The following is a 12895-nucleotide window of genomic DNA, read 5'->3' on the forward strand; positions in this document are numbered from 1 at the left end:
CCCACTTACCTTGGTCACAGGACGACGAACCGAAAGGGACGTACGGCGATGACCGACAACACGACGGAACAGAACCGGACGAGGGCCCCGGGAGTCGAGAGGGAGATGCCCGAGACCCCCGGGACACGCAAGGCGCAGGTGACCCGGCGGGGTGGGGGAGACCCGGGGACCCGGGGCCGTACGACGATCGCCGACGGGGTCGTGGAGAAGATCGCCGGGCTGGCCGCACGGGACGTGCTCGGTGTGCACGCCCTGGGCAGCGGGCTCAGCCGCACCTTCGGGGCGGTGCGCGACCGGGTGCCCGGCGGCTCCAAGTCGGTGACCCGCGGGGTGAAGGCCGAGGTCGGCGAGGTCCAGACGGCACTGGACCTGGAGATCGTCGTCGACTACGGCGTCTCGATCGCCGACGTGGCCCGCGCCGTGCGGGAGAACGTGATCGCGGCGGTGGAGCGGATGACCGGTCTCGAGGTCGTCGAGGTCAACATCGCCGTGAGCGATGTGAAGCTGCCGGAGGAGGAGGACGAGGAGCCGGAGCCCAGGATCCAGTGACCGGCAGCCGAGACCGCACCGCTGAGGGGAGCGCACGATGAGCATGGCCGTGGTCGGCATGATCGCCGGGATGGCCCTGGGTTTCGCCGGCTATTTCGGCGGGTTCCCGGCCTTCCTGCTGGTGGCCGCCCTGGGCGCCATCGGATTCGTCGTCGGCCGGTTCCTGGAGGGGGACCTGGACCTCGGCGACTTCTTCCGCTCGCGTGACGACCGTCGGCGGTGACCTCGATGACCTCGGTGGACGAAGGCGTGGGTGAGCTCGGCAGACCCCGGACCGCCGTGGTCCCGGCCGAGCGCGGGGCGACCAGGATCGCCGACCGGGTCGTGGCGAAGATCGCCGGCCAGGCGGCCCGCGAACGCCTCACCGACCAGTCTCCAGAGACGGCGGCCCCACGCGCCACGGTCGTGGTCCGCCCCCACTCCCCACCCGGCGCGCCCGGGGGGACCCCCGTCCACGCGGCCCATGTCCGCCTCCACCTCGAACTCGACTACCCCACCGACATCGGCGCCCGCTGCGCGGATGTGCGTCGACATGTCGCTTCGCGGGTAGGCGCGTTGGTGGGCATGGAGGTGCCGGAGGTCGCCGTCCACGTGGAGCGGCTGCATCTGACTCCGGCGCACGGCGCGGCACAGGGGAGGACGCGATGAGCGAGCCCCAGGGCTCAGAGGGCACCACACAACGACTGCCGGTCATGGAGAAGGCGGAGTACGAGCCGCCACCGGCGCCGGAGCACGAGGCCGGCCGAGAGGGCCGCTTCTGGTCCCCGCGCCGCGTCCCCGCGGCCGTGGTGGCGCTGCTGCTCCTGGCCGTCACCGCCCTGTTCCTCTACGACATCGCGGCGGTACGGGCCCACCGTCCCGCGATGGCCTGGCGCCGCGGCCTCGCCCACCAGCTCGCCACCCGCCCTCTGGACGACACCTGGGTCCTGGTGGGCGCGGCGGTCGCGGCCGTCCTCGGCCTCTGGCTCCTGCTCCTGGCCGCCACGCCCGGCCTCCGTGCCGTCCTGCCGATGCGCCGCCCGTACGACGACGTCCGCGCCGGTCTGCACCGCGACGCCGCCGCCCTGATCCTGCGCGACCGCGCCATGGAGGTGGCCGGCGTCCAGTCGGTGCGGGTCCGGGTGCGCCGCGCCCACGCCGACGTCCGGGCCGTCAGCCACTTCCGCGAACTGGGCGACGTACGGGCCGATCTGAACGCGACGCTGGACGAGGCGATCAGGGGCCTGGGCCTGTCCCACCCACCCGCGCTGTCGGTCCATGTCCGCCGGCCCGGCCGAAAGGGGTGACGGCATGCTCCGCATCGTCAACCGCGTACTGATCGGCCTGGTGGGCCTCGTCCTGCTGGCGCTCGGCGGCTCGGTCCTCGCCGTCGGCCTGGGGGCCCCGGCCCCGTCCTGGTGGATCCACCAGGGGCGCCCCGACGTCCTGCTGACCGACGCCGAGCGCACCAAGTGGCAGGACCACACCTGGTGGTGGCCGGCGGTCATCGCGGCCCTGGCCGTCCTGGTCCTGCTCACCCTGTGGTGGCTGACCACGGTCCTGCGCCGTCGCCGCCTCACCGAGGTGCTGGTGGACACGGGGGACGGCGAGGGCGCACTGCTGCGGGGCAGGGCCCTGGAGACGGTACTGGCCGACGAGGCGAGCGGGTTGCACGGCGTGGCCCAGGCCCAGGCCCATCTGACCGGCACCCGCACGGCTCCTGGGGCGAGGGTCCAGCTGCTCCTGGAACCCCATGTGGACCCCGCGACAGCCCTGCACCACCTGGCGGTTCAGGCCCTGACCCACGCCCGCAATTCGGCGGGCCTGGAGAAAATGCCGGCCGAGGTCCGCATGAGGGCGGTCAAGCACCGCCAGGAAAGGGTGAGTTGAGGTTTTTCGGGGGTGCGCGGAACTGCGTGAGACACCCACTCATCCGCACTCAGAACCCATGCCGCATCCCCCCGTCGACCGGCACCATGATCCCGCTCAGATAGGACGCGGCCGGCGACAGCAAGAACGCCCCCACCCGCCCGAACTCCTCCGGCCTCCCATACCTCCGCAACGGAATCCGGGACTCGTGCGCGGCACGCGTGGCTTCCGGATCCGCGGACATCCGGTCCAGCTCGCGCACGCGATCCGTGTCGATCCGGGCCGGCAGCAGCCCCACCACCCGGATTCCCCGCGGCCCGAGTTCGTCCGCGATCGACTTGGCGAACCCGGCGAGCCCTGGCCGCAGCCCGTTGGAGATCGTCAGCCCGGGAATCGGCTCATGCACCGACCCCGACAGCACGAACCCGATGACACCCCCCGCCTCCAGCTCCTCCGCGGCGGCCCGGGCCAACCGGACCGCCCCCAGGAACACCGACTCGAACGCGGCCTGCCACTGCTCGTCCGTGTTGTCCGCGACGAACCCCGCCGGCGGCCCCCCGACGCTCACGAGAATGCCGTCGAACCCTCCGAACCGCTCCCGGGCCGCAGCGATCAACCGCGCCGGCGCCTGCGGATCCGCGTTCTCGACGGCGACGCCGACGGCGTTCGGCCCCAACTCGCCCGCCGCGTCGGCGACCCGCTGCTCGTCGCGCCCGGTCACGACCACCTTCGCGCCGTCGGCCACCAGCTCCCGCGCCACCGCGTTGCCGAGCCCGCGCGTGGCCCCCGTGACGACGTACACCCGGTCCTTCAGTCCAAGATCCATGGCCCTATCCTGCCTCCCCGTCCCCGAACAGAGCGAGGGCGGTGTTCACCAGGCCGACATGGCTGAAGGCCTGGGGCACGTTGCCGAGCTGACGTTCCTCTACGGGGTCGTACTCCTCGGACAGCAGGCCCACGTCGTTGGCGAGGCCCACCAGCCGTTCGAACAGCTCCCGTGCCTCCTTGGTCCGGCCGGTCATGTGCAGCGCGTCCGCGAGCCAGAACGAGCACACCAGGAAGGTGCCCTCGTCGCCCGGCAGTCCGTCGACGGTCGTCTCGTCGGTGCCGTACCGCCGCAGGAAACCGCCGTGCCCCAGGTCCTCGCGGATCGCGTCGATGGTGCCGATGACACGCGGGTCGTCCGGCGGCAGGAAGCCGACCCGCGGGATCAGCAGCAGCGCGGCGTCCAGTTCGCGCGAACCGTACGCCTGGGTGAAGGTGTTGCGCCCGGCGTCGTACCCCTTCTCGCACACCTCCCGGTGCACCTCGTCCCGCAGCGCCCGCCAGCCCTCGAGGTCGCCCTTCAGCTTCGGATCGGCCTCCAGGGTGCGTACCGCGCGGTCGGCGGCCACCCACACCATGACCTTGGAGTGCACGAAGTGACGCCGGCCGCCGCGCACCTCCCACAGGCCCTCGTCGGGCTGGCGCCACTGCGAGCGCAGCCACTCCATCAGGGCGGCCTGGATGCCCCACATATGGGGTTTGGTGGACATGCCCGAACGCCGGGCCAGGAACAAGGAGTCGAGGACCTCGCCGTACACGTCCAGCTGGAGCTGGTCGACGGCTCCGTTGCCGATCCGTACGGGCGTCGACTCCGCGAACCCGGACAGCCACGGCAGTTCGACCTCGGGCAGCCGTCGTTCGCCCGCCAGGCCGTACATGATCTGCAGGTCGGCCGGGTCGCCCGCGACCGCGCGCAGCAGCCAGTTCCGCCAGGCCTCGGCCTCCTTGTGGTAGCCGCAGGCGAGCAGGGCGCCGAGGGTGAGGGTGGAGTCGCGCAGCCAGCAGTAGCGGTAGTCCCAGTTGCGCACCCCGCCGAGCTCCTCGGGCAGCGAGGTGGTCGCGGCGGCGACGATACCGCCGGTCGGCCGGTAGGTGAGGGCCTTCAGGGTGATCAGGGAGCGCACCACGGCGTCCCGGTGGGGGCCGTCGTAGCGGCACTTGGACGCCCACTTCTGCCAGCCCTTGACGCTGTTGCGCAGCGCCTTGTGGGGGTCGGTGAGCGGCGGGCGCGACTCGTGCGAGGGGTGCCAGGTCAGCACGAACGCGACCTTCTCGCCCTCCTCGACGGTGAACTCCGAGTGCGTGCCGAGGTCCTCGCCCCAGGTGTGCACGGAGGGCTCGCTGCGCAGCCACACCGAGTCCGGGCCCGCCACACCGACGCGATGGCCGTCGGACTTGCGCAGCCACGGCACGATCGAGCCGTAGTCGAAACGCAGGCGCAGGGTGCTGTGGACGGTCACGCTGCCGCTCAGCCCCTCGACGATCCGGACGACGTCGGGCGCCCGGTCGCGCTGCGGCATCAGGTCGGTGACCCGGATCGCCCCCTCGTCGGTCTCCCACTCGGTGTCCAGGACAAGGGTGTCGGGGCGGTAGGCGCGCCGGGTGCAGGGGCCGTCGACGCCTTTGGGGGCGATGCGCCAGTAGCCGTTGTCCTCGTCGCCGAGCAGCCGGGCGAAGCACGCGCCGGAGTCGAAGCGGGGCAGGCACAGCCAGTCCACGGAGCCGTCCCGGCCGACCAGGGCCGCGGTCTGTTCATCGCCGATGAGCGCGTAGTCCTCGATACGGGGGTGCACGAGATTCCGGGTTCCCGGCGGGCCCGGGGGACAATCAGGTGGTGCGCCGGGTGAGTGACGGGCCCGGGCCGGAGAAGATCACCCCCTGGTGCTCGGGGGTCCGGTTCAGCGCCCACAAGCCGATCAGCGTGGCCGGCGCGAAGGCGACCGTGACCAGTACGGCGAGCACCAGCCGACGTCTGCGTTCGCGCCGCGGCCACTCGCCCCGTGCCGTGCGACAGGCGTCGGGGGGCGGGCCGCACTCCGTCGGCGAGGGCGGCGAGTGCCTCGCTCGACTCGCGCTCGGTGTCGTTCATCGCCGGGCCGCCATCGCCAGGGTCGGCGCGGCCGGGCCGCGGGAGGTGTGGGTCCTCACCGAGCCGCCGGAAATGCCCATCGCGGCGGCGATCTCGCTCACACGGGGACGTGAAGGTCAGACAGCGGCCGGTTCCGACTCCTGCGCCGACTCCTTCGCCGCCGCCTCCGCGCGGTCCCGCTTCTCACGGCGGACCAGGACCCACCAGCCGTACGGCACGCCCGCCGCGAAGAGCCACCACTGGATCATGTACGCGTAGTTCAGCGGCGCGTCTTCCTTGCCCGGGTCGGAGATCTGCTCCGGGGTGTCGCCCTTCGGCTCGGGCGCCGTCTGCTGGAGATAGCCGCCGAGCACCTCGGCGTGCAGCCGCCGGGCCTGCTCCTCGCTGTTGATCAGCATGATCTGCCGGTCGGGCAGGCCCTTGAGGTCCTTGATACCGCTGGCCGCGGTCGTCTCGTCCGGCATCAGCCGGCCCTGGATGGTCACCTGACCGCTCGGCGGCGCGGGCACCTTCGGGAACGTCGTCTGGCTCGGACCGTCGGACGGGATCCAGCCCCGGTTGACCAGCACCACCTTGCCGTCCGTCAGGACGAAGGGGGTCAGCACGTGGTAGCCGACCTCGTCGTCGGAGTTGGTGCGGCGGCGGACGACGACCTCGTCCTCGGTGTCGAAGTGCCCTGTCGCCGTCGCCGTGCGGTACCGGTCGTGCGTGGTGACGGTGTGCCCGGGCGAGGTCAGCCGCTCCACGGGCACCGCCTTGGCGCCCAGCGCGTCCGAGACCAGCTGGTTGCGGGCGCTGCGCTCCTCGTAGCGATGCATCTGCCAGATGCCCAGCCTGATCATCGTGGGGATGAGGAGCAGGGCGACCAGCGTGAGGATCACCCACTGCCGGGTCAACAGGAAGCGGTACACCCCACGACCGTACAACTCGGGCCGCGGGGTGCTGTCGTCAGGGGGGTGGTCCGAGGGGGTGCTCAGACCCGGTCGACGATGCCGGCCTTGCCCTCCTCGCGGGCGCAGTGACCCCCGCAGAACCACTGGCCCTCGACCTCGACGCCCTGGCCGATGATCGGCACCCGGCAGTGCTCGCAGATCGGGGCCATGCGATGAATCGCACAGGAGAAGCAGTCGAAGACATGCACCGCGCCCTGCGCGTGCACCTCGAAGCTCATTCCGTAGTCATTTCCGCATACTTCGCATTTCGCCATGCGCCACAGGGTGAGCCGTTGGCGCCGCCCGGGCGAGCGGACTCCGGGCGAGTCGCCCGGCAATCACCCGTCCGTACGGGTCACGAGCGGCCGCCTCCGCTCTCGCCCGTCCTCGCCGCGGCCACTCACTCGTCCGCCGGTTCGACATCCCTGAGCAGCTGTCCGAAGGCCGCCTCGTCCACCACCGGCGTTCCGTACTGCCGGGCCTTGACCACCTTCGACGTGCCCGAGTCCGGGTCGTTGGTGACGAGCAGACTGGTCACCCGGGACAGGCTCGTCGCGACGTGCAGCCCGGCCTCGACCGCCCGGTCCTCCAGCAGCTCCCGCTCGATCGACGTGTCCCCGGAGAAGGCGACCCGCATGCCCTGCTTGAGCGGTTTGCCGTCTTCGTACCGCCCCGGGTTGGGGTAGGGGCAGGCGGGCCTCTTGCGGGACGGCCGCCAACCGGTCGGCCGATAGCCGCCGTACCCGCTCGACTGACGCGGCACAGGGCTGTCGTTCCACTCCGTCAGCGGCCGGCACTCGAGGAGCGGCAGCCGTACGCCGCCCGCCGCCGCGGCCCTGAGGCTGGGCCGGAACGCCTCGGCCAGTACGCGCGCGTCGTCCAGTGCGTGGTGCGCCCGCCGCTGTACGACGCCGAAATGCGCGGCCAGCGACTCCAGCTTGTGGTTGGGCAGCGGCAGGCCCAGCTCCTTGGAGAGCGCGATGGTGCACAGCCGCTGCCGGACCGGAGCCTCGATCCGCGCACGCGCGTACTCACGCGCGATCATCTGCCAGTCGAAGACCGCGTTGTGCGCGACGAGCACCCGGCCCTCCAGGCGGGTCGCGAACTCCTCGGCGATGTCCGTGAAGAGGGGCGCGCCCTCCAGCATCTCGCTCGTCAGACCGTGGATCCACACCGGGCCCGGGTCCCGCTCCGGGTTGACCATCGTGTACCAGTGGTCCTCGACCTCGCCGCGCTCGTCCAGCCGGTAGACGGCCGCCGAGATTATCCGGTCGTCCCGGGCCAGGCCCGTGGTCTCCACGTCAACGACCGCGTACCCGTGGGGATACGCGGTCGGCCACTCGGTGCGGGAGGACGCTGCGGTCGGAAGGTCTTCGAGCATGGTCCCTGAGGATACGGGCCGCCACTGACAGTCCCGGCCAACAGGGGCCGCGCGTACGGAATGTCCGGACCGTGGAATGTCCGGCCCGCGGCTATGGACCTTTCACGCCCCTGGTGCAAGCGTGCACCCCGCCCGGCGGTTGACGGTCTGTGAAGGGCGGTACGACGGATGGCACGCATACGGTACGGCGCTCGCACCGAGGCGGAGTTGGCCGCAGCCCGCACGGCCAGCACACGGCTCCCCGACATCTGGTCCACCGGAGTGGTGGCCGTCTGGGAGACCGACCCGGACGCGCTCGCCGCGGTCCTGCCACCACCGCTGAAACCGGCCGACCGGCCCCTGGCCCGGGTCAACATCAGCAAGGTCGACCTGCCCGGATACCCGCTGGGCGCGGGCTCGTTCGCGGTCGCCGCCCGGCACGACGACATCGACGGCTGGTACCCGCTCGTCATGCCGATGACCCATGAGCGGGCCCTCACGGGAGGCCGCGAGGTCTTCGGCGAGCCGAAGAAGCTGGGCGAGGTGACGGTGGAACGGGACGGGCTCCTGGTCCGCGCCGCGCTGGCCCGGCACGGCATCGCCTTCGTGGAGGTGCGCGGCGCGGTGAGCGGTGAACTGCCGCTGCCGGAGCCGAGCCGGAAGACCGACTTCTACTTCAAGTTCCTTCCCGCGGTGGACGGTTCGGGCTTCGACATCGACCCCGTGCTGGTGCACTGCGTGCGCAACGAGAAGGTGCGCCGGCTGGAGCGGATCACCGGGGACGTCGTCCTGCGCGAGTCCGTGTACGACCCGGTGGCCGACCTCCCGGTGCTGCGGCTCGTCGACATCACCATCGGTGAGAAGACCAGCGACCAGCGCGGCAAGGTGGTCGAGCGGGTCGCGGCCGAGGCCCTGCTGCCGTACGTCCACCAGCGCTACGACGACCCGCAGCAGGTCCATGACGGCCCTCCCGAGTCCTCAGGGCCGCCCGAGTCGCCTGAGTCGCCCGAGGGTCGGTGAGCGGCCGTGGAGCTGAGGGCCGGACAGGTCGCCGTCGTCACGGGCGCCGCGAGCGGGGTCGGGCTGGCGATGGCCCGGAGGTTCGCTGCGGAGGGGCTGAAGGTGGTGCTCGCCGACGTCGAGGAGAGCGCGCTGGACAAGGCCGCCGCCGACCTGCGCGCCGGGGGAGCCGAGGTGCACGCGCGCGTGGTCGACGTCGGGGAGCGCCAACAGGTCCTGGATCTCGCCGAGTCGGCGTACGAGACCTACGGCGCGGTCCATGTGCTGTGCAACAACGCCGGGGTCGGCTCGGGCGCCGAGGGCCGTATGTGGGAGCACGAACCGAACGACTGGAAGTGGGCGTTCTCCGTCAATGTGTGGGGCGTCTTCCATGGCGTCCAGGCGTTCCTGCCACGGATGATCAAGTCGGGTCAACCCGGTCATGTGGTCAATACGTCATCCGGTGACGGCGGTATCGCCCCGCTGCCCACCGCCTCCGTGTACGCCGTCACCAAGGCGGCCGTCGTCACCATGACCGAGTCCCTGTACGCCCATCTGAGGGCCGAGCACGCGCGCGTGGGCGCGTCGGTCCTCTTCCCCGGCCCGCACATGCTGCGCACCGGCCTGTGGGAGTCGCACCGCAACCGGCCCGACCGGTACGCGAAACAACGGCCGCGCAGGACCCCGTACCGCAGCCTCGACCAGTGGGAGACCGCGATGCGCGAGGCGGGCCGGGAGGTGCGCTTCACGCCCGCCGAGGAGGTCGCGGAACTCGTCGTGGAGGGCATCCGCGCGGACCGCTTCTGGCTGCTGCCGCCGAGCGAGCACAGCGACGCGCAGATCCGCGCGCGGGCCAGGTCGATGCTGGACCGCACCAACCCGTCGTACCTGGAGAGCTTCATCCTGGACTGAGGAGGCCGGTGTGACCGACCAGGAGCCGTATCTGATCATCTCCTCCGACTGCCACGCCGGACTGCCCACCGAGGAGTACCGGCCCTATCTGGACAGCCGCTTCCACCGGGACTTCGACGAGTTCCTCGCCGGGCGCGAGCGCCGGCGCGAGGAGATGACCCGGCTCGGCATCCGCAACGAGTCCTTCGCCTCCAAGTGGTTCCAGGACAACGAGGAGGGGCTGCGCGGAGGTTGGGAGACCGCGCGGCGGCTCAAGGAGCTCGACGGCGACGGCGTCGCCGCCGAGGTCGTGTTCCCGGACGCGGACGCCGTGGACAGCCGGACCGCGGCGCCCTTCGGGGTCGGCCTCGGACTCTCCGGCGACCACGACCCGGAGCTGGGCATGGCGGGCGCCCGGGCGCACAACCGCTGGCTGGCCGAGTTCGTGTCGGAGAACCCCGAACGGCACTGCGGTGTGGCCCTGCTGCCCATCACGGCCGAGGTGCCGAAGGTGGTCGAGGAGATCCACCGGGCCAAGGAGTCGGGGCTCGGCGCACTGATGATCCCCGCCCTGTGGGGCGACAAGGAGCCGTACCACGACCGCCGTTACGACCCGGTGTGGGCGGCCGCCGCCGAGTGCGGGATGCCGGTGACCACCCACTCCGGATCGTCGCCGCGCCACGAGTACGGCGACCATCTGGGCATCTTCGTCAGCGAGGTCACCTGGTGGCCGGCCCGCCCCCTCTGGTTCCTCCTCTGGTCCGGGGTCTTCGAACGCCACCCGGGCCTCAGGTTCGGTGTGGCGGAGTCGGGGTGCTGGTGGCTGCCGAACCTCCTCTGGTTCATGGACCGCCTCTACCTGGGTGCGCACGGCGGCAAGAAGCTCTCCCCGTTCGAGGAGCTGAAACGCCCCCCGAGCGAGTACCTCGACCGCCAGGTCTTCATCTGCGCGACCAACACCAAGCGCCGTGAGCTGGCCCAGCGGTACGAGATCGGCGTCGACAACATCCTCTGGGGCAGCGACTTCCCGCACCCCGAGGGCACCTGGCCCGACACACGCGCGTGGCTGCGCCGCACCTTCCACGACATCCCCGTCACCGAGACCCGCCGCATGCTGGGCCTCGCGGCGGCGGAGGTCTTCGGCTTCGACGCCGGGAAGCTGGCGCCGCTGGCCCGGCGCATCGGTCCGACCCCGGCGGACCTCGGCCAGCCGGCCGACCAGGAGGCCGTCGAAGCCTCCTGGGCGCGCTCGCGCGAGGTGGGCCGGCACTGGCTGACCGACCACGACTTCCCGACCCTGGGGGTGACGCGGTGAGCGACGACCGGTCCGACCGGTACACGGTCATCTCGGCCGACTGCCACGCGGGAGCCGACCTCCTCGACTACAGGCCGTATCTGGAGAAGCGCCACCACGACGAGTTCGACGCCTGGGCGGCCACCTACGTCAACCCCTACGAGGACCTGCTCGCCGACACCGCCGACCAGAACTGGAACTCCGAGCGCCGCCTCGCGGACCTGGAGCGAGACGGCATCGTCGCCGAGGTCCTCTTCCCGAACACCATCCCGCCGTTCCACCCGTCCGGCTCCCTGATGGCGCCCGCCCCGACCGCCGGGGAGTTCGAACGCCGCTGGGCCGGACTGCGCGCCCACAACCGCTGGCTCGCCGACTTCTGCGCCGCCGCACCGGGCCGGCGCGCGGGTGTCTTCCAGATCCTCCTGAACGACGTCGACGAGGCGGTCAAGGAGATCCGCCGGGCCTCCGCGGCGGGTCTCAAGGGCGGTCTGCTGCTGCCCGGCACACCTCCGGGTTCGGGTCTGCCGGAGCTCTACTCGCAGACGTACGACCCCATTTGGGCCGTCTGTGAGGAGCTGGGCGTCCCGGTGAACCACCACGCGGGCTCCGCGTCCCCGCCGCTCGGCGACGAACCGGCGGCCCGCGCGGTCTTCATGGTCGAGACGACCTGGTTCTCCCACCGGGCCCTCTGGCACCTGGTGTTCGGCGGCGCCTTCCGCCGTCATCCCGGCCTGAAACTCGTCCTGACCGAGCAGGGCTCGGGCTGGATCCCCGGTGTCCTCGACATGCTGGACTACTACCACGGCCGGCTGGTCGCCGCCGCGACCAAGGCGTCCACGGCCGAGTCCAAGTTCGGCGCGGGCCTCGCCGCCGGCATGGGCAAGCCGCCGTCCGAGGTCTGGCACGACAACTGCTATGTCGGAGCCAGCTTCATGCGCCCCCACGAGGTGCCGCTGCGCGACCGCATCGGCGTCGACAAGATCATGTGGGGCAGCGACTACCCGCACGACGAGGGCACCTACCCGTACTCCCGTGAGGGCCTGCGCTTCGCCTACGCGGGCGTGCCCCGCGACGAACTGGCCGCGATGCTGGGCGGCAACGCGGCCCGCGTCTACGGCTTCGACCTCGACCTCCTGGACCCGATCGCGGCGAAGGCGGGCCCGACGGTGGAGGAGCTCGCCGAACCACTGGAGCGGCCACCGGCCGACGCGACGAGCCCGGTGTTCGCGAGGGGGGCGCGGGTGCGGGTCTGGTGACGTCCACCGTCGAGGTGCGGCGGGCCGCGAGCGTCGGTACGGGGATGACCGCGGCCGGGGTGGCATCCTCCCGGTGTGACGGAACCCACGCATGGCGGCGAGGCCCACGGCGGCACCCTGGCCGGGCGCCTGAACTGGCTGCGGGCCGCCGTTCTCGGCGCCAACGACGGCATCGTGTCCACCGCCGGGCTCGTCGTCGGTGTGGCGGGCGCGACGGACAGCCGCTCGGCCCTGCTCACCGCCGGACTGGCCGGACTGCTGGCCGGGTCGATGTCGATGGCCGCGGGCGAGTACGTCTCCGTCTCCACCCAGCGCGACTCGGAGATGGCCGCCCTGGCCCTGGAACGGCGGGAGCTGCGCGAACAGCCGGAGGCCGAACTGGAGGAGCTGACAGCGCTCTTGGAGGACCGCGGCCTGACGCGCGAGGTGGCCAGGGAGGCGGCGGAGCAGCTCACCGAACGGGACGCGCTGAGGGCACACGCGCGCGTGGAGCTCGGCATCGACCCGGACGAGCTGACGAACCCGTGGCACGCCGCGTGGGCGAGCTTCCTGGCGTTCACGGTGGGCGCGCTGCTACCCCTGCTGGCGATCGTGCTCCCACCCGCGGGTTGGCGTCTCGCCGTCACCGTCGTCTCCGTGCTGGCCGCCCTGGTCGTCACCGGCTGGACCAGCGCCCGCCTGGGCGCCGCGGAACCCGGCCGGGCCGTGCTGCGCAACGTGGTCGGCGGGGCGCTGGCCATGGGGATCACCTATGCCGCCGGGGCGCTGCTGGGCGCGGCCGGGGCCTGACCGACCGGCCGGTTGGTGGAGATCGCCAAGAAGCAAGCGCGTACCCCGGGAAATACTTGTGGG

Annotated in this window: 16 protein-coding genes and 1 pseudogene; 10 read left to right on the top strand and 7 right to left on the bottom strand. The window is 72.0% G+C overall.

What is annotated here, in order from left to right; all coding sequences use genetic code 11:
• The first annotated feature begins 48 nt into the window (after positions 1-48).
• The 5 genes from ABZT17_RS13545 to amaP are packed head-to-tail and all read left to right on the top strand — an operon-like array spanning position 49 to position 2418.
• On the top strand, positions 49-549 hold the full coding sequence (locus ABZT17_RS13545) for an Asp23/Gls24 family envelope stress response protein (protein ID WP_356347756.1): 501 nt from the start codon (positions 49-51) through the stop codon (positions 547-549).
• A gap of 37 nt (positions 550-586) precedes the next feature.
• Entirely contained in the window at positions 587-772 is a 186-nt protein-coding gene (locus ABZT17_RS13550; RefSeq protein ID WP_356347758.1) for a hypothetical protein, read from the top strand.
• Between the two features lie 5 nt (positions 773-777).
• Entirely contained in the window at positions 778-1197 is a 420-nt protein-coding gene (locus ABZT17_RS13555) for a hypothetical protein (RefSeq protein ID WP_356347760.1), read from the top strand.
• Entirely contained in the window at positions 1194-1835 is a 642-nt protein-coding gene (locus ABZT17_RS13560) for a DUF6286 domain-containing protein (RefSeq protein ID WP_356347762.1), read from the top strand. The genes ABZT17_RS13555 and ABZT17_RS13560 overlap by 4 nt, the downstream gene beginning before the upstream one ends.
• A gap of 4 nt (positions 1836-1839) precedes the next feature.
• Positions 1840-2418 carry an alkaline shock response membrane anchor protein AmaP gene (amaP, locus tag ABZT17_RS13565; RefSeq protein WP_356347764.1) on the top strand — a complete coding sequence of 193 codons (579 nt, stop codon included), beginning with the start codon at positions 1840-1842 and terminating at the stop codon, positions 2416-2418.
• A gap of 49 nt (positions 2419-2467) precedes the next feature.
• Here the strand turns inward: amaP and ABZT17_RS13570 are convergent, their stop codons facing one another.
• From ABZT17_RS13570 to ABZT17_RS13600, 7 genes and pseudogenes are all read right to left on the bottom strand, one after another.
• The gene (locus ABZT17_RS13570; RefSeq protein ID WP_356347767.1) at positions 2468-3223 is read right to left on the bottom strand and encodes an SDR family oxidoreductase; all 756 of its coding nucleotides are present in this window, start codon (positions 3221-3223) and stop codon (positions 2468-2470) included.
• Between the two features lie 4 nt (positions 3224-3227).
• Complete coding sequence (locus ABZT17_RS13575) at positions 3228-5015, bottom strand: glycoside hydrolase family 15 protein (protein WP_356347769.1); 1788 nt, start codon at positions 5013-5015, stop codon at positions 3228-3230.
• Between the two features lie 34 nt (positions 5016-5049).
• Positions 5050-5184 carry a hypothetical protein gene (locus ABZT17_RS13580; protein ID WP_356347771.1) on the bottom strand — a complete coding sequence of 45 codons (135 nt, stop codon included), beginning with the start codon at positions 5182-5184 and terminating at the stop codon, positions 5050-5052.
• A 123-nt stretch (positions 5185-5307) separates the two neighbouring features.
• Positions 5308-5415 (bottom strand): annotated as a pseudogene (locus ABZT17_RS13585) (SigE family RNA polymerase sigma factor); the annotation flags it as partial.
• Between the two features lie 12 nt (positions 5416-5427).
• On the bottom strand, positions 5428-6222 hold the full coding sequence (locus ABZT17_RS13590) for an SURF1 family protein (protein WP_356347774.1): 795 nt from the start codon (positions 6220-6222) through the stop codon (positions 5428-5430).
• A 62-nt stretch (positions 6223-6284) separates the two neighbouring features.
• On the bottom strand, positions 6285-6518 hold the full coding sequence (locus ABZT17_RS13595; protein WP_356347776.1) for a hypothetical protein: 234 nt from the start codon (positions 6516-6518) through the stop codon (positions 6285-6287).
• Positions 6519-6643: 125 nt separating this feature from the next.
• On the bottom strand, positions 6644-7624 hold the full coding sequence (locus tag ABZT17_RS13600) for a DEDDh family exonuclease (protein ID WP_356347779.1): 981 nt from the start codon (positions 7622-7624) through the stop codon (positions 6644-6646).
• A gap of 168 nt (positions 7625-7792) precedes the next feature.
• Here ABZT17_RS13600 and ABZT17_RS13605 point away from each other — a divergent pair, with 168 nt between their 5' ends.
• The 5 genes from ABZT17_RS13605 (at position 7793) to ABZT17_RS13625 (ending at position 12832) form a co-directional block, all read left to right on the top strand.
• On the top strand, positions 7793-8623 hold the full coding sequence (locus tag ABZT17_RS13605; protein WP_356347781.1) for an acetoacetate decarboxylase family protein: 831 nt from the start codon (positions 7793-7795) through the stop codon (positions 8621-8623).
• Between the two features lie 6 nt (positions 8624-8629).
• Complete coding sequence (locus ABZT17_RS13610) at positions 8630-9514, top strand: SDR family NAD(P)-dependent oxidoreductase (RefSeq protein WP_356347784.1); 885 nt, start codon at positions 8630-8632, stop codon at positions 9512-9514.
• A gap of 10 nt (positions 9515-9524) precedes the next feature.
• Entirely contained in the window at positions 9525-10808 is a 1284-nt protein-coding gene (locus tag ABZT17_RS13615; RefSeq protein WP_356347786.1) for an amidohydrolase family protein, read from the top strand.
• Complete coding sequence (locus ABZT17_RS13620; RefSeq protein WP_356347788.1) at positions 10805-12043, top strand: amidohydrolase family protein; 1239 nt, start codon at positions 10805-10807, stop codon at positions 12041-12043. Before ABZT17_RS13615 ends, ABZT17_RS13620 begins: the two co-directional genes overlap by 4 nt.
• A 75-nt stretch (positions 12044-12118) precedes the next feature.
• Positions 12119-12832: a VIT family protein gene (locus tag ABZT17_RS13625; protein WP_356347790.1), complete on the top strand. Its 714-nt coding sequence runs from the start codon at positions 12119-12121 to the stop codon at positions 12830-12832.
• Positions 12833-12895: the final 63 nt, after the last annotated feature.

Origin of the sequence: Streptomyces sp. NPDC005648, from assembly GCF_040605395.1 — a bacterium.
GTDB lineage: Bacteria > Actinomycetota > Actinomycetes > Streptomycetales > Streptomycetaceae > Streptomyces.